The following is a 22,511-nucleotide window of genomic DNA, read 5'->3' on the forward strand; positions in this document are numbered from 1 at the left end:
CCTTCTTTTTGTCCGGCGTCTCCATAGATCATCATTGCATCCTCCGTCATTGCGAGGAGCGTAGCGACGAAGCAATCCATCTTGCCACGCGGCGAAATGGATTGCTTCGCTTCGCTCGCAATGACGACAACTGGTAGGCTGCAGGCAGTGGCAAACTTCCCCCGAAAGCCGTCATGACCGTTCCCGCCACCTTCGCGATCGACTCTCCCGGCGACGCCGCCCGCGCCGCCGAGTTGCGGCGCGTGAAGTTGCTGGCGACGCTGGTGCTGGCGGCGACGTTTGCGCTGTTCCTGGCGGCCAAGGCGTTGCAGCCGATGCATCCCGCCTTCGGCTTCGTCGCGGCGTTCTGTGAAGCCGCCACCATCGGCGGCCTCGCCGACTGGTATGCCGTCGTGGCCCTGTTTCGCAGGCCTTTGGGGCTGCCGATCCCGCACACCGCGATCATCCAGGGTAACCAGCACCGCATCGCCGACAAGCTCGGCGAATTCATCGAACAGCATTTTCTGGAAGCGACTCCCGTCGAGGCCAAACTGCGCCAGATCGATTTCGGTTCGTTCATTGCCGACTGGCTGCGCGACCGCAAGCGCAGCGAGGATCTGGCGCGCTTCGCCTTGCGGCTGCTGCCCGAAGCGGTCGCGGCCACGGAAAATTCAGGCCTGATGACCTTCGTCAGCCGCCGTATCACCTCGCAACTGATGTCGATCGACCTCGCGCCGCTCGCCGCCGGAACGCTGCGCGCCTTTGTGAAGGAGGGCCGTCATCAGGGCCTGCTCGATGACATCCTGCGCGGTGTGCATGCGTCGCTGACGCAGCCCGACACCATGGCGATGATCCGCGAGAAGGTCCGCGACGAGTTGCCGACGCTGCTGAAACTCTATCGCGCCGACAGGTTTCTCGTGAACAAGATCGTGGCGTCGGCCTCAGCCTTCTTCGAGGAAGTCCGCAACGATCCTTCACACCCGTTTCGCGGCGAGTTCGATCGCATGGTGCTGACCTTCGTCGACCGCCTCGGCACTGATCCAAGCTATGCCGATCGCATCGACGGCCTGAAGCGCGATCTTCTGGCGCGGCCGGAGCTGACCGATCTCGCGCGCCACATCTGGGCCAACGCGCGTTCGTTCTTCGAGCGCAGCGCCTCGGGCGAGACGCAGGTGCTGCAGCAGCATCTGGTGCGCATGTTCATGGCGGCCGGCGAAGCGCTGGCCGGCGACGCCGAAATGCGCGCCGAGATCAACCAGGGTCTTGTGGCCGTGCTGCGAACCGTGGTCGCCGAACAGAAGAGCGGCGTTTCCACCTTCATCTCGGATCAGGTGAAGTCCTGGGACATGGGACAACTGATCGCGCTGATCGAAATCAATATCGGCCGCGACCTGCAATACATCCGCTTCAACGGTTCGCTGATCGGCGGGCTTGCAGGGCTGGCGCTGTACACGCTCGAATATCTGTTGCGGCTGCTGTGACTAATTCATCACGACAAGCGTCTTAAGTGTGGAGGTCCGTATTGCGTCGGCTTGCAACGGGAACTGCTGTTCCCTAGCTTTTACAAAGACTTTGTTGCAGTGCGGAACGATTCTGAAGGATTTTCGTCTTCCCATGGTCAAATAGCCGGCTGCCGAAACGCAAGGGGCCGGCGCGAGAGGAGCTAAGATGACTGCGACTGCCCAGGCTTTGAGTCCTCCGTCCAGAACGCTGATGTTTCTGGAAGGGCGCGCCTTTTCCGAATTGGGCGCCTTTCTCGGCGCATTGCCGCTGCTGAGCCTTGCGCCGAAAGGCGACGGTCACCCGGTATTGGTATTGCCCGGCCTCGTGGCGTCCGACGCCTCGACGCGTCCGCTGCGCAGCTTCCTGAAGAGCCGCGGCTATGCCGTCAGCGGCTGGCGCCAGGGCCGCAATCTCGGACTGCGCCAAGGCGTGCAGAATGCGATGGTCGATCTCGTGCAGGAATTGAACGACACCCACGGCCGCAAGGTCTCGCTGGTCGGCTGGAGCCTCGGTGGTCTCTACGCGCGCCAGCTCGCCAAGATGATGCCGGATCGGGTGCGCTCCGTGATCACGCTCGGCAGCCCGTTTGCCTCCGGTCCGAAGGCGACCAACGCCTGGCGCGTCTATGAGATGGCGAGCGGCCGCCGCGCCGACGAAGAGGATGCGCGGTTCGGCGGAGCGCTGTCGGCGACCCCGCCGGTGCCGACCACCGCAATCTTCAGCCGCACCGACGGTGTTTGCGCCTGGCAGGGCTGCATGGAGCAGACCTCCGCGACCTCGGAGAGCATCGAAATCGAAAGCAGCCATTGCGGCATGGGCCATCACCCGGCCGCGGTCTATGCGGTCGCTGATCGTCTGGCGCAGGCCGAAGGCGAGTGGTCGCCGTTCGACCGCTCCGGCTGGCGCAGCCTGGTGTATCCGAACCCGCATCGCTGATTGAGTTTTGGTTTGCTTCGCCTCTCCCGCTTGCGGGGAGCGTAGGCCGCCTTCGGCGGCCGTTCTTGAACAAGAACGCCGAAGCGGAGCTTCGGCTATCGCGCTCGAAGAGCGCGGCGGGTGGGGGCTCTCTCAACGCAGAGAATCCCGACGTGGAAGCACCCCCACCCCAACCCTTCCCCGCAAGCGGGAGAGGGAGAAGTAAGCGCCATTGTCGCGCATCCAAAAAACGCGGTATGCGTTGACGCATGGCGCAGCCGCTTGCCCGCATTATCGAACAGCTGAAGCGCGAACCGTCGCGCACCGGCTCCATTGTCATCACCGTGTTTGGTGACGCCATCGTGCCGCGCGGCGGTTCGGTCTGGCTCGGCACGCTGCTGGAATTTTTTGAGCAACTCGACATCGACGCCAGCGTGGTGCGCACCGCGATGTCGCGGCTTGCCGCCGACGGCTGGTTCGAGCGCAACAAGGTCGGCCGCAACAGCTTTTATCGGCTGGTGCAGAGCGGCCGGCAGACCTTCGATATCGCGACCAGACATATTTATGGCCCGCCGGCCTCCGACTGGACCGGACGGTTCGAACTGCTGCTGATCGGCAATGGCGGCGACCGCGATGTTTCGCGCGAGGCGCTGAAGAACGCCGGCTTCGGCAGCCCGCTGCCGGGCGTCTGGGTCGCGCCGTCGGGCGTGCCGGTGCCCGAGGAAGCAGCCGGCGCCATTCGTCTCGAAGTTTCCGCCGAGGACGATTCCGGACGGCGTCTGCTCAGCGAAAGCTGGCCGCTCGATCGCACCGCCGACGCCTATCAAAAATTCATGAAAACCTTCGAGCCGTTGCGCGGCTGGATCGCCCGTGGCGAGCGGCTGGCGGACGCCGATGCCTTCACCGCGCGGATCCTGCTGATCCACCATTACCGCCGGGTGGTGCTGCGCGACCCGCTATTGCCGACCGCGCTATTGCCAAAGGTCTGGCCGGGCAGGGCAGCGCGAACGCTGTGCGGCGAGATCTATCGCGCGCTGCTTCCCGCGTCCGAACAATGGCTTGACCGCCACGCCACCAACGAGAATGGGCCGTTGCCGAAGGCGGGGGCGGAACTGGCCCGGCGGTTCGGGTAGCTCTCCCCGTCTTTTGGCTAGATCCTCCGTCATTGCGAGGAGCGGAGCGACGAAGCAATCCAGAGCCAGAAAGGAAGACTGGATTGCTTCGCTTCGCTCGCAATGACGGGGCAGGCGGGGCAGGCGGAACCCAGATCGCTAATATGTTACAAAAATAACTTGCAAGAAGAATTTTTTGTTATATGTTGATCTCCAACAAAGACAGGCAGGAATACTGAGGAGGTCGGCATGTACACGCAGGCGCTCAATTCATCCGACGGCGAAGACCGCCACATCGAGGACGCTGCGCGAGCCGCGCCATTTCAGGCGCGCATCGATGCCGACGAGCGCATCGAACCCAACGACTGGATGCCGGCCGCCTACCGCAAGACACTGACGCGGCAGATTTCCCAGCACGCCCATTCTGAAATCGTCGGCATGCTTCCCGAAGGCAACTGGATCACCCGCGCGCCGTCGCTGCGCCGCAAGGCCGCACTGCTGGCCAAGGTGCAGGACGAATGCGGCCACGGTCTCTATCTCTATGCCGCGGCCGAGACGCTCGGCACTTCGCGCGAAGAGCTGGTCGACCTGATGCTGGCGGGGAAGGCGAAATATTCCTCGATCTTTAATTACCCGACACTGACCTGGGCCGACATCGGCGCGATCGGCTGGCTGGTCGATGGCGCGGCGATCATGAACCAGATCCCGCTGTGCCGTTGTTCCTACGGTCCCTATGCGCGCGCGATGATCCGGGTCTGCAAGGAAGAATCCTTCCACCAGCGCCAGGGCTTTGAGATCATGGTGACGCTGTGCCGCGGCAGCGAAGACCAGAAGGCGATGGCGCAGAACGCGCTCGACCGCTGGTGGTGGCCGGTGCTGATGATGTTCGGTCCGCCCGACCAGGCCAGCCAGCACAGCGACACCTCGACCAAATGGAAGATCAAGCGCTTCTCCAATGACGAGCTGCGGCAGAAATTCGTCGACGCCACCGTGCCGCAGGCCCAGTTCCTCGGGCTGACCATTCCCGATCCCGGCATGAAGCAGAACGAAGCCGGCAACTGGGAATACAGCGCGATCGACTGGAGCGAGTTCAACGCGGTGCTGGCGGGCAACGGCCCCTGCAACCGCGATCGCCTCGCAGCAAGGCGCAAGGCGCACGAGGAAGGCGCCTGGGTGCGTGAGGCCGCCATGGCCCATGCCGAGAAACGCAGGCAGCGCTCTGCCTTGCAAGCCGCCGAGTAGGGAGATCACCATGGCCACGCCGAATATTCCGCTCTGGGAAGTCTTCATCCGCAGCCGCAACGGGCTGGCGCACAAGCATGTCGGCTCGCTGCACGCCACCGACACCACGCTGGCGCTGCAGGCCGCGCGCGACATCTACACCCGCCGTGGCGAGGGCCTCTCGATCTGGGTGGTGCCGTCGAACGCCATCACGGCATCCGATCCGTCGGAGAAGGGTATGATGTTCGAACCGGCGGAATCCAAGATCTACCGGCATCCGACGTTTTACGACGTGCCGGATGAAGTCGGACATATGTAATGTTTTCCGTCATTGCGAGGAGCGAAGCGACGAAGCAATCCAGCTCTTCACGCAAAGAAAGACTGGATTGCTTCGCTCCGCTCGCAATGACGGTTGAGAGACAGGGTTTCTAAAATGACCACCGCCTCGATCAAAGTCTCCGAAACTCCGCTGGTTCTGTACGCCCTGCGCCGCGCCGACGATGCGCTGATCCTGGGCCACCGGCTGTCGGAATGGTGCGGCCATGCGCCGATGCCGGAAGAGGACATGGCGCTGGCCAATATGGGCCTCGACCTGCTCGGGCAGGCCCGCGAACTCTATTCCTATGCGGCCAAGGTCGAAGGCAAGGGCAACGACGAGGACAAGTTCGCTTACCTGCGCGACGTCAGGCAGTACCGCAATCTGTTGCTGCTGGAACAGCCGAACGGCGATTTCGCGCGCACCATGGTGCGGCAGTTCTTCTATTCGGTGTTCGCCGATCTCTATTGGCGCGCGATGATGAAATCGAACGATCCGACTTTTGCCGCGATCGCGGCGAAGTCGGAAAAGGAAAGCGCCTACCACGTCCGGCATTGCTCGGAATGGATCGTCCGCCTCGGCGACGGCACCGAGGAAAGCCATCGCCGCACGCAGACCGCGATCGACGATCTCTGGGCCTTCACCGGCGAGATGTTTGCCGTCGACGACAGCGAGCGCGGCCTGATCGACGCCGGCATTGCGACCGATCCCGCAGGCTTGCGCGCGCCATGGCTGAAGACGATTTCCAGTGTCGTCAGCGAGGCCACGCTGGCGCTGCCGAAAAACGACTGGATGCAACAGGGTGGTCGTAGCGGCCACCATAGCGAGCATCTCGGCCATCTCCTCAGCGAATTGCAATCGCTGCAGCGGACGTTTCCGGGGGCGACATGGTAGCCGTACTCGCCAACGACAGCGATCTGCGCCAGCGCGCCTGGGATGCTGCGGCGCAGGTGGTCGATCCCGAAATTCCCGTGCTGACCATCGCCGATCTCGGCGTGCTGCGCGATGTCGCGGTCCATGACGGCAGGGTCGAGGTCGCGATTACGCCGACCTATTCGGGCTGTCCGGCCATGAACATGATCGCGCTGGAGATCGAGCTGGCGCTGGAGCGCGCCGGCTTCGCGCGGCCGACCATCCGCACCGTGCTGTCGCCGGCCTGGACTACGGACTGGATGAGCGAAGATGGCCGCGCAAAACTTCGGGAATACGGCATCGCGCCGCCGCAGGCATCCTCGTCGCGCCGCGCGCTGTTCGGCGAGCAGCAGGTGGCCTGTCCGCAATGCGGCTCTGCCAATACCGAGGTGCTGTCCGAGTTCGGCTCGACTTCCTGCAAGGCGCTGTGGCGTTGCAAGAGCTGCCGCGAACCCTTCGACTATTTCAAGTGTCACTGAGATGGTAGTTATGATCGTCATTGCGAGCGAAGCGAAGCAATCCAGTCCTTCTTCGGGGTGCAAGATGGATTGCTTCGTCGCTTTGCTCCTCGCAATGACGGCAGAGGGTTGACCATGTCCCTCACACCGCGCTTCCACCGTCTCGCCGTCAACGACCTCCGCCGCGAAGCCGCGGACGCAGTATCGATGACGTTCGCGATTCCCCCGGAGTTGACTGACGACTACAGCTTCATGCCGGGGCAGTATCTGACGCTGCGCACCACGATGGATGGCGAGGAAGTGCGCCGCTCCTATTCGATCTGCTCAGGTCCGGACGACGGCGAACTGCGCATCGCCGTGAAAAAAGTCGATGGCGGCGCGTTTTCGAACTGGGCGGCGGATGAATTGAAATCCGGCGACCAGCTCGACGTGATGACGCCGACCGGCCGCTTCGGCATCGCGCATGCGCCGGGCCAGGCGCGGGTCTATGTCGGCTTTGCCGCAGGAAGCGGCATCACGCCGATCCTTTCGATCGCGAAGGGCGTGCTGGCGCGGGAGCCGGACAGCCGCTTCTTCCTGTTCTACGGCAACCGCTCCACCGGTGGCATGTTGTTCCGCGAGGCGCTGGAGGAATTGAAGGATCGTTTCCTGCAGCGGTTCTCGGTCTTTCATGTGATCTCGGGCGAGGAGCAGGACATCCCGATCCTGCATGGCCGGCTCGACGGCGAAAAGGTGCGGGTGCTGCTGCGCTCGCTGGTGCAAGCATCAAGCGTCGATCACGTCTTCATCTGCGGTCCCACCGGCATGAGCGAAGACATCGAGACGACCTGCCGCGAGATCGGCATTGCCGACGAGCGCATTCACGTCGAACGTTTCGTTTCGGAATTCGGCGGCAAGCCACGCGCGAAGAAGATCGTCGAAGCCTCCGCGCGGCCGAAAGCGATGGCCACGTTGACCATCGACGGGAAACGCCGTGAAGTGCCCGTTGCCGAAGATGAGTCCATTCTCGACGCCGCCTTGCGCGCCGGCATGGATCTGCCTTTCGCCTGCAAGGGCGGCATGTGCTCGACCTGCCGCGCCAAGCTGGTCGAGGGCGAGGCGCAAATGGAGGTGAACTATTCGCTGGAGCCCTGGGAATTGAAGGCCGGTTTTATCCTGACCTGCCAGGCGCGGCCGGTGTCGGACAAGGTCGTGGTCGATTACGACCATGTGTGATCGTCATTCCGGGATGGTCCGAAGGACCAGACCCGGAAGTTCGAGATTCCGGGTTCGATGCTTCGCATCGCCCCGGAATGACGGGAGCAAGAACCGGGATCGTTGACACCTCCGGTGCATCGCCCCCAGACTACCCACGAGGCCTGGTCAACAAGCCCGCGTACAGGAGAGAAACGTCGTGAATTCCCTTCGCCCAGCCGGAACACCGCTATGAACGTCGCGCTTTCGCCCGACGACCTCGCGCGCGCCTGTGCCGACGCGATGTGGAAGGAAGACGACGCCAGCCAGGGCCTCGGCATGAAGATTGTCGAGATCAGACCGGGGCAGGCCGTGATGTCGATGACGGTGCTGCCGCACATGGTCAACGGCCAGCGCATCGCCCATGGCGGATTCATCTTCCTGCTGGCCGATTCCACCTTCGCCTTTGCCTGCAACTCGCACAACCAGCGCGCGGTCGCGGCGCAGTGCGACATCACCTTCATTCGGCCGGGCAAACTCGGCGACGTGCTGGTCGCGACCGCGCGGGAAATTTCGCGCAGCGGACGCTCCGGCATCTACGACGTCCGTGTCACATCAGGCGACGTCGTGATCGCCGAATTCCGCGGCCATTCCCGCACCATCGCCGGCACCTGGTTGCCGGCCGCGGATGTCGAAACCAGATAGATCGAGACGGGAGAAGCGTGATGGCCGTACCGAACATCCGATCCAAACCGACCGGTTACCTTCCCGAGCTGGACCAGGCCGAGCGCGCCTCGCGCGACGAGATCATGGCGTTGCAGACCAAGCGCCTCGCCTGGTCGCTGCAACATGCCTATGACAATGTCGCGCACTACAGGAAAGCGTTCGATGCCGCCGGCGTGCATCCCCGCGACTTCAGGCAATTGTCCGACCTCGCCAGGTTTCCGTTCACGGTCAAGACCGACTTGCGCGACAATTACCCGTTCAACATGTTCGCGGTACCGCGCGAAAAGCTGGTTCGCGTCCATGCTTCATCGGGCACCACAGGCAAACCGATCGTGGTCGGCTACACCAGGGGCGATATCGATATCTGGGCGGACGTGATGGCGCGCTCGATCCGCGCCGCCGGCGGCCGCACCGGCATGCTGATGCACAATGCGTATGGCTACGGCCTGTTCACCGGCGGGCTCGGCGCGCATTACGGCGCCGAAAGGCTCGGGTGCACGGTGGTGCCGGTTTCCGGCGGCATGACCGAGAGGCAGGTGCAACTGATCAACGACTTCAAGCCCGACATCATCACGGTGACGCCGAGCTACATGCTGGCGATCCTCGACGAATTCAGGAAGCAGCGGCTCGATCCCCGCAAATCGTCCTTGAAGTTCGGCATCTTCGGCGCCGAGCCCTGGACCAATGCCATGCGCGTCGAGATCGAGCACGCCTTCGACATGGAGGCGACCGATATTTACGGTCTGTCGGAAGTGATCGGCCCCGGCGTGGCGCAGGAATGCGTGGAGACCAAGGACGGCCTGCATATCTGGGAAGATCATTTCTACCCCGAAGTGATCGACCCCGAAACGGGGAAGGTTTTGCCCGACGGCGAGAAGGGCGAACTGGTGTTCACCTCGCTGACCAAGGAAGGCTTTCCGATCATCCGATACCGCACCCGCGACCTGACGCGGCTGCTGCCGGGCACGGCGCGGCCGGGCATGCGGCGGATGGAAAAGGTGACGGGGCGTTCGGACGACATGATCATCCTGCGCGGCGTCAACGTGTTCCCGACCCAGATCGAGGAAGCGCTGCTGGCGACCGATTGGTGCGGCGGCCATTTCATCATCGAACTGACGCGCCAGGGGCGGATGGACGAGATGACCGTGCTCGCCGAAGCCCGCCACGAGCACTGGGACGGCAGCGGGCTCACTGCCCACGCCGAAAAGGTCGCGGTCTTCATCAAGAACACCATCGGCATCAGCACGCAGATCAAGGTGGTCGCCCCGAATACGCTGGAACGTTCGCTCGGCAAGGCGAAACGGGTTTACGACAAGCGGCCGAAAGGGTAACCGTTCCTCCTCGCGAACAAGAGGTCGGGAAATTCCTTGATGCCGGTTGCCCCAAAGCCAGATGTTCGGCCGATGACGGTCCAGGCACGCTGTGTCCGGCTCTCCGCCAAAGGCGCCGATGCAGCTTCGCTGGCGCCGGTGGTCGAGACGCACGCGTTGTCGCGGGCCGATAATGAGCTGCTGATCGAGGTCAAGGCGGCCGCCGTCAATCCGTCGGATGTGAAGGCTGCGACCGGGCTGATGCCCTATGCGGTGTTTCCCCGCACGCCCGGCCGCGACTATGCGGGTGTCGTGATCGATGGCCCGCAGGGCTGGATCGGCCGCGAGGTGTTCGGCTCATCAGGCGATCTCGGTATCCGTCGCGACGGCACCCACGCCACGCACTTTGTTGTCGAGGCCGATGCCGTGGTGGAGAAGCCGAAGGGGCTTTCGTGGGAAGAAGCCGCCGGCATCGGCGTGCCCTTCGTCACCGCGATGGAAGGCCTACGCCGCGCCGGTATCCCGAAGAGCGGCGAGACCGTGCTGGTGATGGGCGTCAACGGCAAGGTCGGTCAGGCCGCGACGCAAATCGCGACCTGGCACGGCGCGCGCGTGATCGGCGTCGTCCGCAGGAGCGAGCCGTATGAAGGCCACGCCAATTCGAAGGTCGAGGTGATCGACGCGTCCACCACCGATGTCGCGGCGCGCGTCCGCGAACTCACCGGCGGCAAGGGCGCCGACATCGTGTTCAATACGGTCGGCGATCCTTATTTCGAGGCCGCGCATAAATCGCTGGCGCTGCGCGGGCGGCAGATCCTGATCGCCGCCGTCGACCGCATCGTGCAGTTCAACATTCTCGAGTTCTATCGCGGTCAGCACACCTATGTCGGCATCGACACGCTTGGTCTAACGTCGATCGCAACCGGCGCTGTGCTCAAAGAGTTAGGCTCCGGCTTCGCCAGCGGGCATCTCAAACCGTTTCCTATCAAGCCGAACGCGATCTATCCGCTGGAGGAGGCCAAGGCGGCCTTCGTCGCGGTCGCCGGTTCGTCGCGGGATCGCGTGATTTTGAAGCCGTAAAGTTTCCTCCGTCATTGCGAGCGCAGCGAAGCAATCCATGGTTCGGCAAAACAAGTCTGGATTGCTTCGTCGCTTCGCTCCTCGCAATGACGGGGTTGATACTTAGGGAATAACCCATGGACTCCGCTCAAATCGTGATCCTCTCCGCCCTCGTGATCGGCCTGATCTACGGTGCGGTCGGGCTGCTGTCCGGGTTCTGCATGATGTCGAGCCTGCGCGGCTGGTGGGCGGAGGGCGACGACCGGCTGGTGCGCACCTATGCGCTGGCGATCGGGGTCGCGGTCGCCGCGACACAATGGCTGGTGGCGGGCGGCTTCGTTGACATCGGCAAGTCGATCTATCTGCAGCCGTCGTTCTCGGCGCCGCTGATGTTCTTCGGTGGGCTGTTGTTCGGCTACGGCATGGTGCTGTCGAACGGCTGCGGCTCGCGCGCGCTGGTGCTGCTCGGGCGCGGCAATCTGCGTTCCTTCGTCGTCGTGGTCGTGCTGGCGATCTTTGCCCAGATGACGCTGAAAGGTCTGATCGCGCCGGGGCGGATCGCCATGGTCGGCGCCTCGCAGGCCACGGTAAAAGCGAATTCGATTCCGGCACTGCTGGCTGCCGCGGGTTTGAGCGAAATGACGGCGCACATGCTGACGGGTTGGGTGATATCTTCGGCGCTGATGATCTTCGCCTTTGTGCATCCGGCGTTCCGGCGTTCGCCGGGCCAGATTGCCGCGGGCCTTGTGGTGGGCGCACTCGTCGCGGCCGGCTGGTACGCGACCGGTTATCTCGGCGCCGACGACTTCAACCCGACGCCGGTGACCTCGCTGACCTTCATCGCGCCGATCGCGGACGCGCTGCAATATGTCATGCTGTCGACGGGATCGACGCTGAATTTCGGCATCGTCACGGTGTTCGGTGTGTTCGCCGGCAGCTTCGTCACCGCGCTGCTGACCGGGCGTTTTCACCTCGAAGGCTATCAATCGCCGCGCCACATGCTGCGCTCGGCCGGCGGCGCTGCGCTGATGGGCGTGGGCGGTGTGATGGCGTTTGGCTGCTCGGTCGGGCAGGGGCTGACAGGTGTTTCTACGCTGGCGCTGGCGTCGCTGGTTGCCGTCGCCGGAATCATGCTCGGCACCGCCGCCGCCCTGCGCGGCGCTCTGCGTGTGCGGCCGCTGGCAACGGCCTAGTCCGCTGCCTTGGTCAAAATCCGCACCTCCGACGTGAGCGTGCGATGCACCGGGCATTTGTCGGCGATTTCCATCAACCGCTTGCGCTGATCGGCATCGAGCGCGCCCTCGACCGAAATCACCCGGTCGATCTGATCGATCAGGCCTTCCTTGGTTTCGCATTCGGCGCAGTCTTCGGCGTGGATCTTGTTGTGCTTCAGCGTCACGGTGATGCGCTCCACCGGCAGCGATTTGCGGTCGGCATACATCCGCATCGTCATCGAGGTGCAGGCGCCGAGCGCCGACAGCAGCAGATCATAGGGACCGGGGCCGCTATCCTCGCCGCCGGCGGCGACGGGTTCGTCGGCCAGCATCTGATGCGGGCCTGATGTCACCGTCTGCTGGAATTTGCCGGCGCGGGTCTCGCGCACCACGACGTTGCGCGGCCCTTCCGCCGCCACGGCGACCGGTGCGGCGACGGGCTCGACGTAACGTTCGGCCCAGGCCGCGATGACGTCGGCGACGTAGGCGCTGTCGCGCTTCGCCGAGAGCAGATGATCCGCGCCCGACAGCGAAACAAAGCTCTTGGGGTGTTTGGCGGCCAGGAAGATGTTGGTGGCATTGTCGATGCCGACGGTGTCGTCGGTCGGCGAATGCATGACCAGCAGCGCCTTGTGCAGCTTGGCGACATCAGCCATCAGGCTATGCTCGGCGATGTCGTCGAGGAATTCGCGTTTGATGTTGAACGGCCGGCCGGCGAGCTGAACCTCGACTTCGCCCTGGGTGCGGATGTCCTCGATCTTGTCCTTGAAGAGGTGCGTGACATGGGCAGGATCGGAGGGCGCGGCGACCGTCACGACCGCTTTCGCATCCGGAATTCGGCCGGCCGCAGCCAGGATCGCAGCGCCGCCCAGGCTGTGGCCGATCAGGATCGCGGGAACGCCGCGTGTTTCGCGCAAATGATCGGCGGCGTGGACGAGATCGGCGACGTTCGACGAGAAGGTCGAGTTGGCGAAATCACCTTCGCTGGAGCCCAAGCCCGTAAAGTCGAACCGCAGCACCGCGATGCCTTTGGCCGCAAGCGCGGTCGCAATGCGTTTGGCCGCCAGCACGTCCTTGCCACAGGTGAAGCAATGCGCGAACAGCGCATAGGCCGTGACCGGCCCGTCCGGCAGGTCCAGCGCGGCGGCAAGCTGATGGCCGCCTTCTCCCGCGAATTGAAAGCGTTCCGTGGGCACGGGCTATCTCCTTGTCGTCACTCGTGACGATGCATCGCCGAGTCATGCTTGGTGTCGCGCATGGTGGAATAGATGATCAGCGACAGGCAGATCATGCCGCTGAGATAGTAGTAGAACCAGTCCTCGTGCCCGAGACTCTTGAAGTAGAGCGCGACCGCGGGCGCGGTACCGCCGAAGATCGACACGGTGATAGCATAGGGCAGGCCGACACCAAGCGCGCGGACATTGGTCGGGAACAATTCCGCCTTCACGATTGCGTTGATCGAGGTGTAACCGGCGACGAAGATCCAGGCGGCGCAGATCAGCAGGAACGCCGTGAACGGCGATTTGGTCTCCTTCAGCGTGGTCAGGATCGGCACCGTCGCCAGCGTGCCGACGACACCGAAGAAGATCAAGAGCGGCTTGCGGCCGATCCGGTCGGACAGCGCGCCGTAGAGCGGTTGCAGCAGCGTCGCGAAGATCAGCGAGCCGAAGATCACGAACGTGGTCTGGTCTTCGGTGAGGCCGACCGACAGTTTCACAAAGGTCTGCATGTAGGTCGTGAAGGTGTAGAACGCCGCGGTGCCGCCGGCGGTGAGGCCGACCACCAGCAACAGCTCACGCGGATATTTCAGCAGGCCGGCGATCGAGCCCGACGGCTTTGTCAGCTTCTTGGCTTCCTCGAACGCTTCGGTCTCGTGCAGGTTACGCCGCATCACCGCGGCGAAGATCGCAAGCGCGGCGCCGATCACGAATGGAATCCGCCAGCCCCAGGCGCGCAGCTCTTCAGGCGTCAGAAACACCTTCTGCAGCAGCAACAGCACGATGATCGCAGTGAGCTGACCGCCGATCAGGGTGACGTACTGGAAGCTCGAATAGAAGCCTCGGTGCCTGGGATCGGCGACTTCGCTGAGATAGGTGGCGCTGGCACCGTATTCGCCGCCGAGGCTGAGGCCCTCGATGATGCGTGCCAAAGCGAGAATGGCGGGCGCGGCGATGCCGATCGAGGCATAGGTCGGCGTCACCGCGATGATCAGCGAGCCGAAGCACATGCAGACCACCGACAGCGTCAGCGACAGCCGCCGGCCATGGCGGTCGGCGATGAAGCCGAACAGCCAGCCGCCGAGCGGCCGCATCAGGAAGGTCGCGGCGAACAGCACCGCCGCGTTGAGCTGCTGCACGACGGGATCGCTGTTCGGGAAGAACGCCGGCGCGAAATACAGCGCGAACGCGGTATAGGCGTAGAAATCGTACCATTCGACCAGGTTGCCGACCGAGCCGATGAAGATCGCCTTGATCCGGCGTTCGACATCGCGGATGTCGAGGTGATCGTCCGCGGGTTTGATGGCTTGATCGGTCATGTGTTTCCTCCGCGAATGATCTGTTGTGACGTTGTATTCTCCGGGCACTCGAACCGCAATCTCGCGCGGCCAGTGTTCGCGGGTGCACAAATCCTAGATCCTCATCCTGAGGAGCCGCGCAGCGGCGTCTCGAAGGATGTAGGCCCGACTGGGGCCTCATGGTTCGAGACGCGCGAAGACGCGCTCCTCACGATGAGGGACTACTACTGCGGCGCCCTCTACTTCGGTCCCCGCGGATCAATCGGCGTGGTGCCGCGAACGCCCAGAATATCTTCCAGCACCTTGGCGCCTGCGAGCAGTTGCGCCTCGCCGCGGTTCGGCGCGACCACCTGCAATCCGACCGGCAGGCCGGAGGCGGTAAACCCGCAGGGCAGCGACAAAGCGGGGCAGCATACCAGCGTGATCGCGTAGACGATGCCGAGCCATTCGACATAGTTGTCGAACTTCTTGCCGGCGCATTCGGCGACGTAGCGGTTCTCGACCGGGAACGGTGGCACGATGGTCGCGGGCGCCAGCAGCAGGTCGTATTTCTCGAAGAACTCCAGCGTGCGCGCCGTCATGGCGACGCGCTGCGCCTCGGCGCGTTCAAGCTGCTCGACCGAAAGCTTCAGGCCCTCCTCGATATTCCAGATCACCTCCGGCTTGAGCTGGTCGCGCTTGGAACGCAGCAGCGCCGCCTTGGAGAGCGCGAAATCGAACGCACGCAGCACATGGAAACATTCATGGGCCTCGCGCAGGTCGGGATGGGCTTCCTCGACGATGACCCCGGCCTCTGCAAAACGCTGCGCGGCCTTGCGGGTGATGGCGGCGACTTCCGGATCGACCGGCGTGATGCCGAGGTCCGGCGAATAGGCAATTCGTTTGGGCTTGGTGCCGGAGCGCGCGGCGGAGAGAAACGAGTTCGGCAGCCGCGGCAGCGACAGCGGATCGCCGGGATGCTCGCCGCTCATGGCGTCGAGCAGCAGCGCGAGATCCTCGACATTGCGGGCCATCGGGCCCTGGACGCCGAGATTGCGATCGATCGCGGCCACCGGCGTATGCGCCACCCGACCGATGCTCGGACGCAGGCCGACGATGCCGCAGAAGCTCGCCGGATTACGCAAGCTGCCGCCCATGTCGGAACCATGCGCCAGCCACGCGGTGCCGGTGGCGAGCGCCACCGCGGCGCCGCCTGAGGAGCCCGCCGCCGAGCGCGACGTGTCCCAGGGATTGCGGGTCGCGCCGAATACTTCGTTAAAGGTGTTGGCGCCGGCGCCGAATTCCGGCGTGTTGGATTTGGCGTAGATCACGCCGCCGTTGTTTTCGAGATGCTCGACCAGGATGTCGGATTTGGCCGGGACGTTATCTTTGTAGATCGGCGAGCCCTGCGTCGTCAGCACGCCGGCGACCGCGGTCAGGTCCTTGATCGGCACCGGCAGGCCCGCGAGCAGGCCGCGCTCGGAGGCCGGCTTCTTCATCAGCGCCTTGGCAGCGTTGCGGGCGCGGTCGAAGCAGAGCGTCGGCAGCGCATTGACCTTGCCGTCGACTTGGGCGATGCGCTTTTCCAGCACGTCGAGCAGATCGAGCGGCGTGACTTCACCCGACCTGAGCTTGCCGACCACGGCAACCGCTGTCTCTTTTATCAGCCCCTGATCGGCCATTCGCGTTTCTCCCGCTTCGTTTCTTTCGCGTGCATGGTGCTGTAGAACATTTTCCGGCAAAGTGGAACGCACTGAAGTTGCTGGATGGAGATAGCAGGCATGACGACCCCGTTTTCGGCGCTTGACTGGCGCAGCATGAGCCAGCAGGAGCGCGATCGCGGCCTCAACAATGGCGAACATGTCCCCGGCAGCGTCGAGATGGTGGCCGGTTGGGAACGCCGCTCCGGCGAACTGCGCCAGCGCTTTCCTGCTCATATCGACCTCCGCTACGGCCCGCGCGAACGCAACCGGATCGATTTTCTCAAAGCCGCCGACAAGGCGCCGACACTGCTGTTCATTCACGGCGGCTATTGGCAGGCGCGTGCCAAGGAAGTGTTCACGGTAGTGGCCGAGGGCCCGATGGCGCATGGCATCAATGTCGCGCTGATCGGCTACACGCTGGCGCCGGATGCGACGCTGGATGAGATCGTCGCCGAAATCCATGCCGGCATTGATTTCTTCACCGGACAATTGCCGGCGCTCGGCGCCGCCGATCTAGGCATCGTGGTGTCCGGCTGGTCCGCCGGCGGCCATCTCACCTCGATGGCGCTGTCGCATCCGAAAGTGCGGGCAGGGATGGCGATATCAGGCATCTACGACCTCGATCCGATCCGCCATTCCTATCTGAACGAAAAACTCAGGGCGGATGGGCCGACCGTGCACCGCAATTCGCCGATGATGCAGGCGGGCGGTCCGTCGAAGCCGCTGTCGCTGGTGGTCGGCAGCGCGGAACTGCCGCTGCTGCGCAAGCAGACTTCGGATTTTGCCGGGCATCGTGCGCGATTTGGCTTGCCGGTGACCTACGAGGAAATCCCCGGCGCCAATCATTTCACCATCATGGATGAAATGATGTCGCCGAAGGGGAGGATCACGACGCTGATCCGGCAGTTGTTCGAGCGGACGTAGCTGCTTTGTCATTCCGGGATGGTCCGAAGGACCAGACCCGGAATCTCGAGATTCCGGGTTCGATGCTTTGCATCGCCCCGGAATGACAGTAGCAGCTAACTCCACCCCGACGTGTGCCCGCCGTCCACCGTCACGATCACCCCCGACGTATAGCCGGAGCGGTCCGACGCCAGGAACGCCATCAGGTCGCCGATCTCGCGGGCGTGGGCGGGGCGGCCGAGCGGCATGTTCTTCTGGAATTCCTTGTAGCGGTTCTCGTCGCCAAACTGGTTCTTGGCGCGGGTCTTCAACAGCGTGACGTGGCGGTCGGTACCAACAGGGCCGGGATTGATACCGACCACGCGGATGTTGTCCGCAAGGCTCTTGCCGCCGAGCGCGCGGGTGAAGGCCATCAAGGCGGCGTTGCCGGCGCTGCCGCAGATATAGTTGGCGTCGAACTTTTCACCGGCCGCACCAATGTCGTTGACGATGACACCGTGGCCGCGCGCCTTCATCTGGGCGTAGATCGCGCGGGTAAGATTGATATAGCCGAACACTTTCAGCTCCCAGGCATGCCGCCAGGTCGCCTCGTCGATCTTGTCGATCGAGCCGCCCGGAATGTCGCCGGCATTGTTGACGAGGATATCGATGTCGGCGGCATCCTTGACGAGCTTTGCGATATCTTCGGGCTTGCGGAGGTCGACGACATGGGCTGACGCGCCGATCTGGTGAGCGGAGCGCAGGCGCTCGCACAGGGCCTTCAATTGTTCGCCGTTACGGGCGGCGAGCATGACGTCGCAGCCTTCCTCGGCAAAGGCTTCGGCGGCGGCCGCGCCAATGCCCTTGGAGGCGCCGGTGATCAGGACGCGCTTGCCGCGCAGATGCAGATCCATGGGAATTCTCGCTTGCTTGGGGGAACGTCGGAGGGAAAAGCCAATGAGATTGGAAGGCTGGGAATTGGTAGGCGGTGGCAGGCATGCCGGTCAACATTGCACTGCAGCGTTGCGCCGTGGCGCGGTTTGGTCCATTGCAAGGCGATCAAAAAAGGCCGTGTTCCGGACCCGGCAGAGACGCAAGGAATCCTGAGGATGAGCAAGAAAACCTATCGGATCGCGGTCATTCCCGGCGACGGCATCGGCAAGGAAGTGGTGCCGGAAGGCCTGCGCGTGCTGGAAGCGGCGGCGAAAAAGCATGGCGTCGCCGTGCATTTCGATCATTTCGACTTCGCGTCCTGGGACTATTACGAAAAGCACGGCGAGATGATGCCGGAGGACTGGAAGGCCAAGATCGGCAAGCACGATGCGATCTATTTCGGCGCGGTCGGCTGGCCCGCGAAAATCCCCGATCACATTTCGTTGTGGGGATCGCTGATCAAGTTCCGCAGGGAGTTCGATCAGTACGTCAACCTGCGCCCGGTGCGGCTGATGCCCGGCGTGCCGTCGCCGCTTGCCAACCGCAAGCCCGGCGATATCGATTTCTGGGTGGTGCGCGAAAACACCGAGGGGGAATATTCCTCCGTCGGCGGCCGCATGTTCCCCGATACCGACCGCGAATTCGTCACCCAGCAGACCGTGATGACGCGGATCGGCGTCGACCGCATTCTCAAGTTCGCGTTCGAACTGGCACAGTCGCGGCCGAAGCAGCACCTGACCTCGGCCACCAAGTCCAACGGCATCTCGATCACGATGCCCTATTGGGACGAGCGCGTGGAGGCGATGGCAAAGAATTTTCCCAAGGTGAAGTGGGACAAGTACCACATCGACATCCTCACCGCGAACTTCGTGCTGCACCCGGACTGGTTCGATGTCGTGGTCGGCTCCAACCTGTTCGGCGACATTCTGTCGGATCTCGGTCCGGCCTGCACCGGCACCATCGGCATCGCGCCATCCGGTAACATCAATCCGCCCGGGCTGTTTCCATCGGTGTTCGAGCCGGTGCACGGCTCGGCACCGGATATTGCGGGGCAGGGCATCGCCAACCCGATCGGCATGATCTGGTCGGGTGCGATGATGCTAGAGCATCTCGGCGAGAAGCAGGCGGCGGATTCGATCGTCGCCGCGATCGAGCGCACGCTGGGTGAGCGCACGCTGCGGACGCGCGATCTCGGCGGCAATGCCGACACGACGGCATGCGGCAAGGCTGTCGCGGAGATGGTGGACTAGCCTTCTTCCCTTCTCCCCTTGTGGGAGAAGGTGCCTTCGCGCAGCGAAGGCGGATGAGGGGTCTCTATCCGCGGAGACAGACCCCTCATCCGTCTCGCTGCCGCTTCGCGTCAGCGATCCACCTTCTCCCACAAGGGGAGAAGGGAAGAAAAGCGGGACGACGCTACTTCGCAATCCTACGACAATGCACCCACGCCGCGGACATCAAATTCTCGCTCGCCTCGGGCGTGCGAAACGCCGAATGCGCCGACAGCGTCACGTTCGGCAGCTTGGTCAGCGGATGATCGGCCGGCAGCGGCTCGGTGTTGAAGACGTCGAGGCCGGCGTGGCGGAGCTGGCCGGATTTCAGCGCGTCGATCATGGCTTCCTCGTCGACGATGGCGCCGCGTGCGGTGTTGACGAGGATGGCGCCGACCTTCATCGCCTCGAAGCAGGCGCGCGACACCATTCCGCGGGTCTCGTCATTCAGCAGCAGGTGGATCGAGATCACGTCGCTGTCAGTCAGCAATTCCTCGTACTCGACGAATTCGACCTTCGGAAATTTCTTCGGCGACCGGTTCCAGGCGATCACGCGCATGCCGCTGCCGAGCGCGATCCGCGCGACTTCGGCCGCGATGCCGCCGAAACCGATCAGGCCGAGTGTCTTGCCGGTCAACTGCATGCCGTCGTCGCGCAGCCAGTTGCCGGCGCGGTTGCCGCGGTCCATCTTCGCTAGTCCCCGCGCGGCTTCCCACATCAGCGCAATCGCGCATTCCGCCACCGCGGTGTCGCCATAGCCCTTGATCAGGTGCACGGAGATGCCGAGCTCGGCGAGCTCTTCCGGATTCATGTAGCTGCGCGCGCCGGTGCCGAGGAACACGACGTGCTTCAGCCCCTTGCATTGCTTGGCGATCTCGGTCGGCAATGCGGTGTGATCGACGATCGCGATTTCGGCGCCGTCGAGTATTTTTGGATAGTCTTCCGGCTTGATATCGGGGTTGCGGTTGATCCGCACTTCGGGATCGCCTGCTTTGTGCAGCCGCTCGAAGATCACGGCCAGCGATTCATTGGCGTCGACAAAAACTCCACGCACGGCACTTCCCCTTTGTTATTTTATCAGGATGCGACGCCGGCCAGCGCCAGCACGGTATGCATCAACACGTTGGCGCCCGCCGCGCAATCGCCTTGCGTGGCGTCCTCGAGTTCGTTGTGGCTGATGCCGTCCTTGCAGGGCACGAACACCATCGCCGCCGGAATTTTGGTGTTGAGGTTGCAGGCATCATGGCCGGCGCCGGAGGTGATGCGGCGATGCGAATAGCCGAGCATCGTCGCCGCACTTTCTACGGCATCCACCAGCTTGGGATCGAAATGCGTCGGCGGCTTGCGCCAGACCAGGTCGAGCTTGACGTCGACCTTGCGCCGCGCCGAGATCTCGGCGATTGCGGCGCGCAAATCCTTGTCGAGCGTGTCCATGATGGCGGCCTCAGCGCTGCGGCAGTCCACGGTGAAGGCGATTTCGCCGGGAATGACATTGCGCGAGGGGTTGGCGATCACGGCTTCGCCGATGGTGCCGACCGCCTTCGGGCCATGCTTCTTCGCCGCGGCTTCCATCGCCAGCACGATCTCCGACAACGTCGCCAGCGCGTCGCGCCGCAGCGGCATCGGCGTCGAGCCGGCATGGCTTTCGAAGCCGGTGATCTTGCCGTCGTACCACAGCACGCCCTGGCCAGAATCGACCACGCCGATGGTCTTGTTCTCGGCTTCGAGGATCGGGCCCTGTTCGATGTGCAGTTCGACGAAGCCGGAGAACTTCTGCTTTCCGACCGGGCTTTCGCCGCGATAGCCGATACTGTCCAGCGCTTCGCCGACCGTGACGCCGTCGATATCCCTGCGCGACAGAATATCGTCGGTGGTGAAATCGCCGACATAGGCGGCAGAGGCCATCATCGCCGGCGCGAAGCGCGAGCCTTCCTCGTTGGTCCAGTTGCAGATGCAGATCGGCGTTTCGGTTTCGATCCCGGCATCGTTGAGGGTGCGGACCACTTCAAGCGCTGCCAAGGTGCCGAGCACGCCGTCATACTTGCCGCCGGTGGGCTGGGTATCGAGATGGGAGCCGAGCCCGACCGGCGCCTTCGACATGTCGCGGCCGCGGCGCAGGCCGAACATCGAGCCGAGCGTGTCGACATGGACTTCGAGGCCGGCGGCCTCGCAGGCTTTGCGGAACCAGTCGCGCACCTGCTTGTCCTCGGGCCCCAGTGTAAGCCGTCGCACGCCGCCTTTCGGCGTGGCGCCGAATTTCGCGGTTTCGTGGATGGTGCCCCACAGCCGGGCTGAATCGATTTGCAGGTTGGAGGCGGTTTTTGTCATGAGGTCATTCCGGGGATCAGACGATACGCACACGCGGGTATTTTCAATGACGCGCCCGTCGCGGCGCGTCAACAACGGCGCTGCCCTGTGCGAGCTTGGCGGCGAGTTCGGCCACGCGTTCCACCGCGACGGTGTCGGGGGAGGCCAGCCAACTCGCCGAAAACGTCAACAGCGGCATCTGCTGGTCGGTGGTCAGCAGTTGCAGCCGGCCGTCGGCCAGCTCGTTTTCGACGATCGCGGTCGGGATCACGGCAATGCCGAGCCCTTCGATCGCCATGTGAATGACGGTTGCGAGCGAAGCGCTGGCGTGGAGGCGCATCGGCGGCAGGTCCGGGCGGTTGAATAGCGATCGCACCAGCTCATAGGGCGGGGTCTTGCGCGGAAAGGTGATGATCGGGAATTTCGCCAGGTCGTGCACGGTCAGCTTGCGGTCGCCGAGCCCGAGCGCCGGGCTTGCCAGAAAGCCGACCGGATAATCGCACAGCACCCGGTTGCTGACGGTCGGCGCGGTCAATGGTCCGAGCAGAAATGCCAGTTCGATTTCCTGCGCCAGCAGGCGCGAGCGCAGGTTCGAGGTGATGTCGACCTCGATTTCGAGCGTGAGGTTGGGGTAGGCGTGGTTGACGCTCTTGATCAACTGCGACAGCCAGGTGTGCACGATGGTCTCGGCGACCCCGAGCCGCAGCACGCCGCGCATCGCCGAGCGGTCGCCGACCACCGCCAGCATTTCCGAGCGCAGCCCGATCAGCTTCTCGGCATAGACCATCATTTGCCGGCCGCTCGGCGTCGGCAGCACCATGCGGCGGTCGCGCTGCAGCAGCCGCACCCCCACTTCGCGTTCGAGTTGGGCGATCCGCTGCGAGATTGCCGGCTGGGTGGTGTTGAGCTTGTGGGCGGCGCCGCGGAAGCTGCCGAGGGTCACCACCCACATGAAGGTCTCAATTGCCTTGAAATCAGCCATGCTTACTCTGCCTACAAGTCGATAAATTTGATTTATCGATCTTG

Annotated in this window: 21 protein-coding genes; 14 read left to right on the top strand and 7 right to left on the bottom strand. The window is 63.6% G+C overall.

The genetic code is table 11. From position 1 onward, the window contains the following. Positions 1 to 173: 173 nt before the first annotated feature. From BLS26_RS29365 to BLS26_RS29420, 12 genes are all read left to right on the top strand, one after another. Complete coding sequence (locus BLS26_RS29365; RefSeq protein WP_092515989.1) at positions 174 to 1,460, top strand: DUF445 domain-containing protein; 1,287 nt, start codon at positions 174 to 176, stop codon at positions 1,458 to 1,460. Positions 1,461 to 1,647: 187 nt separating this feature from the next. Continuing rightward, a complete protein-coding gene (locus tag BLS26_RS29370; RefSeq protein WP_092515990.1) occupies positions 1,648 to 2,418 on the top strand; it encodes a triacylglycerol lipase in 771 nt (256 codons plus the stop codon). Between the two features lie 248 nt (positions 2,419 to 2,666). Then, positions 2,667 to 3,530 carry a phenylacetic acid degradation operon negative regulatory protein PaaX gene (gene paaX, locus BLS26_RS29375; protein ID WP_092515991.1) on the top strand — a complete coding sequence of 288 codons (864 nt, stop codon included), beginning with the start codon at positions 2,667 to 2,669 and terminating at the stop codon, positions 3,528 to 3,530. A gap of 228 nt (positions 3,531 to 3,758) precedes the next feature. Further along, positions 3,759 to 4,751, top strand: coding sequence for a 1,2-phenylacetyl-CoA epoxidase subunit PaaA (gene paaA, locus BLS26_RS29380; protein ID WP_092515992.1), 993 nt, complete (start codon positions 3,759 to 3,761; stop codon positions 4,749 to 4,751). 10 nt (positions 4,752 to 4,761) lie between these two features. Then, positions 4,762 to 5,049, top strand: a complete 288-nt coding sequence (gene paaB, locus BLS26_RS29385; protein ID WP_074826487.1) for a 1,2-phenylacetyl-CoA epoxidase subunit PaaB — start codon at positions 4,762 to 4,764, stop codon at positions 5,047 to 5,049. 114 nt (positions 5,050 to 5,163) lie between these two features. Next, positions 5,164 to 5,940 carry a 1,2-phenylacetyl-CoA epoxidase subunit PaaC gene (gene paaC, locus BLS26_RS29390; RefSeq protein WP_092515993.1) on the top strand — a complete coding sequence of 259 codons (777 nt, stop codon included), beginning with the start codon at positions 5,164 to 5,166 and terminating at the stop codon, positions 5,938 to 5,940. Beyond that, the gene (paaD, locus tag BLS26_RS29395; RefSeq protein WP_092515994.1) at positions 5,934 to 6,437 is read left to right on the top strand and encodes a 1,2-phenylacetyl-CoA epoxidase subunit PaaD; all 504 of its coding nucleotides are present in this window, start codon (positions 5,934 to 5,936) and stop codon (positions 6,435 to 6,437) included. Before paaC ends, paaD begins: the two co-directional genes overlap by 7 nt. 114 nt (positions 6,438 to 6,551) lie before the next feature. Further along, a complete protein-coding gene (gene paaE, locus BLS26_RS29400) occupies positions 6,552 to 7,631 on the top strand; it encodes a 1,2-phenylacetyl-CoA epoxidase subunit PaaE (protein WP_092515995.1) in 1,080 nt (359 codons plus the stop codon). A 210-nt stretch (positions 7,632 to 7,841) separates the two neighbouring features. Next, on the top strand, positions 7,842 to 8,294 hold the full coding sequence (gene paaI / locus BLS26_RS29405; RefSeq protein WP_092518757.1) for a hydroxyphenylacetyl-CoA thioesterase PaaI: 453 nt from the start codon (positions 7,842 to 7,844) through the stop codon (positions 8,292 to 8,294). Positions 8,295 to 8,314: 20 nt separating this feature from the next. Further along, positions 8,315 to 9,646: a phenylacetate--CoA ligase PaaK gene (gene paaK, locus BLS26_RS29410; protein WP_172804726.1), complete on the top strand. Its 1,332-nt coding sequence runs from the start codon at positions 8,315 to 8,317 to the stop codon at positions 9,644 to 9,646. Between the two features lie 39 nt (positions 9,647 to 9,685). Next, a complete protein-coding gene (locus tag BLS26_RS29415) occupies positions 9,686 to 10,705 on the top strand; it encodes a zinc-binding alcohol dehydrogenase family protein (protein ID WP_244541728.1) in 1,020 nt (339 codons plus the stop codon). Positions 10,706 to 10,821: 116 nt separating this feature from the next. Beyond that, positions 10,822 to 11,877: a YeeE/YedE family protein gene (locus BLS26_RS29420; RefSeq protein ID WP_092515996.1), complete on the top strand. Its 1,056-nt coding sequence runs from the start codon at positions 10,822 to 10,824 to the stop codon at positions 11,875 to 11,877. Here the strand turns inward: BLS26_RS29420 and BLS26_RS29425 are convergent. The 3 genes from BLS26_RS29425 to BLS26_RS29435 all read right to left on the bottom strand — a co-directional run bounded on the left by BLS26_RS29425 (position 11,874) and on the right by BLS26_RS29435 (position 16,074). Continuing rightward, positions 11,874 to 13,094, bottom strand: a complete 1,221-nt coding sequence (locus BLS26_RS29425; protein WP_092515997.1) for a bifunctional alpha/beta hydrolase/OsmC family protein — start codon at positions 13,092 to 13,094, stop codon at positions 11,874 to 11,876. The genes BLS26_RS29420 and BLS26_RS29425 overlap by 4 nt on opposite strands. Before the next feature lie 17 nt (positions 13,095 to 13,111). Next, on the bottom strand, positions 13,112 to 14,434 hold the full coding sequence (locus BLS26_RS29430; protein WP_092515998.1) for an MFS transporter: 1,323 nt from the start codon (positions 14,432 to 14,434) through the stop codon (positions 13,112 to 13,114). A 218-nt stretch (positions 14,435 to 14,652) separates the two neighbouring features. After that, positions 14,653 to 16,074 (bottom strand): amidase, encoded by a 1,422-nt coding sequence (locus BLS26_RS29435; RefSeq protein WP_092515999.1) that lies wholly within the window; start codon positions 16,072 to 16,074, stop codon positions 14,653 to 14,655. Positions 16,075 to 16,173: 99 nt separating this feature from the next. On the opposite strand from BLS26_RS29435, the gene BLS26_RS29440 reads away from it, so the two are divergent. Beyond that, positions 16,174 to 17,019 carry an alpha/beta hydrolase gene (locus BLS26_RS29440; protein ID WP_092518763.1) on the top strand — a complete coding sequence of 282 codons (846 nt, stop codon included), beginning with the start codon at positions 16,174 to 16,176 and terminating at the stop codon, positions 17,017 to 17,019. A 95-nt stretch (positions 17,020 to 17,114) separates the two neighbouring features. Here BLS26_RS29440 and BLS26_RS29445 read toward each other — a convergent pair whose 3' ends face one another. Continuing rightward, entirely contained in the window at positions 17,115 to 17,891 is a 777-nt protein-coding gene (locus BLS26_RS29445; protein ID WP_092516000.1) for an SDR family oxidoreductase, read from the bottom strand. A 195-nt stretch (positions 17,892 to 18,086) separates the two neighbouring features. On the opposite strand from BLS26_RS29445, the gene BLS26_RS29450 reads away from it, so the two are divergent. Continuing rightward, a complete protein-coding gene (locus BLS26_RS29450; RefSeq protein ID WP_092516001.1) occupies positions 18,087 to 19,160 on the top strand; it encodes a tartrate dehydrogenase in 1,074 nt (357 codons plus the stop codon). A gap of 163 nt (positions 19,161 to 19,323) precedes the next feature. Here the strand turns inward: BLS26_RS29450 and BLS26_RS29455 are convergent, their stop codons facing one another. Genes BLS26_RS29455 through BLS26_RS29465 form a run of 3 tightly spaced genes read right to left on the bottom strand, consistent with a single transcriptional unit; the run spans position 19,324 to position 22,467 of the window. After that, entirely contained in the window at positions 19,324 to 20,232 is a 909-nt protein-coding gene (locus BLS26_RS29455; RefSeq protein WP_092516002.1) for an NAD(P)-dependent oxidoreductase, read from the bottom strand. 23 nt (positions 20,233 to 20,255) lie between these two features. Continuing rightward, positions 20,256 to 21,506, bottom strand: a complete 1,251-nt coding sequence (locus BLS26_RS29460) for a Zn-dependent hydrolase (RefSeq protein ID WP_092516003.1) — start codon at positions 21,504 to 21,506, stop codon at positions 20,256 to 20,258. A gap of 43 nt (positions 21,507 to 21,549) precedes the next feature. Further along, positions 21,550 to 22,467, bottom strand: a complete 918-nt coding sequence (locus tag BLS26_RS29465) for a LysR family transcriptional regulator (RefSeq protein WP_092516004.1) — start codon at positions 22,465 to 22,467, stop codon at positions 21,550 to 21,552. Positions 22,468 to 22,511 lie beyond the last annotated feature (44 nt).

Origin of the sequence: Afipia sp. GAS231 (assembly GCF_900103365.1) — a bacterium.
Taxonomy (GTDB): Bacteria; Pseudomonadota; Alphaproteobacteria; order Rhizobiales; family Xanthobacteraceae; genus Bradyrhizobium.

Coding starts and splice junctions, on each gene's coding strand:
- BLS26_RS29365 (WP_092515989.1), top strand. CDS start 174: ATGACCGTTCCCGCCACCTTCGCGATCGACTCTCCCGGCGACGCCGCC.
- BLS26_RS29370 (WP_092515990.1), top strand. CDS start 1,648: ATGACTGCGACTGCCCAGGCTTTGAGTCCTCCGTCCAGAACGCTGATG.
- paaX (WP_092515991.1), top strand. CDS start 2,667: ATGGCGCAGCCGCTTGCCCGCATTATCGAACAGCTGAAGCGCGAACCG.
- paaA (WP_092515992.1), top strand. CDS start 3,759: ATGTACACGCAGGCGCTCAATTCATCCGACGGCGAAGACCGCCACATC.
- paaB (WP_074826487.1), top strand. CDS start 4,762: ATGGCCACGCCGAATATTCCGCTCTGGGAAGTCTTCATCCGCAGCCGC.
- paaC (WP_092515993.1), top strand. CDS start 5,164: ATGACCACCGCCTCGATCAAAGTCTCCGAAACTCCGCTGGTTCTGTAC.
- paaD (WP_092515994.1), top strand. CDS start 5,934: ATGGTAGCCGTACTCGCCAACGACAGCGATCTGCGCCAGCGCGCCTGG.
- paaE (WP_092515995.1), top strand. CDS start 6,552: ATGTCCCTCACACCGCGCTTCCACCGTCTCGCCGTCAACGACCTCCGC.
- paaI (WP_092518757.1), top strand. CDS start 7,842: ATGAACGTCGCGCTTTCGCCCGACGACCTCGCGCGCGCCTGTGCCGAC.
- paaK (WP_172804726.1), top strand. CDS start 8,315: ATGGCCGTACCGAACATCCGATCCAAACCGACCGGTTACCTTCCCGAG.
- BLS26_RS29415 (WP_244541728.1), top strand. CDS start 9,686: ATGCCGGTTGCCCCAAAGCCAGATGTTCGGCCGATGACGGTCCAGGCA.
- BLS26_RS29420 (WP_092515996.1), top strand. CDS start 10,822: ATGGACTCCGCTCAAATCGTGATCCTCTCCGCCCTCGTGATCGGCCTG.
- BLS26_RS29430 (WP_092515998.1), bottom strand. CDS start 14,434: ATGACCGATCAAGCCATCAAACCCGCGGACGATCACCTCGACATCCGC.
- BLS26_RS29435 (WP_092515999.1), bottom strand. CDS start 16,074: ATGGCCGATCAGGGGCTGATAAAAGAGACAGCGGTTGCCGTGGTCGGC.
- BLS26_RS29440 (WP_092518763.1), top strand. CDS start 16,174: ATGACGACCCCGTTTTCGGCGCTTGACTGGCGCAGCATGAGCCAGCAG.
- BLS26_RS29445 (WP_092516000.1), bottom strand. CDS start 17,891: ATGGATCTGCATCTGCGCGGCAAGCGCGTCCTGATCACCGGCGCCTCC.
- BLS26_RS29450 (WP_092516001.1), top strand. CDS start 18,087: ATGAGCAAGAAAACCTATCGGATCGCGGTCATTCCCGGCGACGGCATC.
- BLS26_RS29460 (WP_092516003.1), bottom strand. CDS start 21,506: ATGACAAAAACCGCCTCCAACCTGCAAATCGATTCAGCCCGGCTGTGG.
- BLS26_RS29465 (WP_092516004.1), bottom strand. CDS start 22,467: ATGGCTGATTTCAAGGCAATTGAGACCTTCATGTGGGTGGTGACCCTC.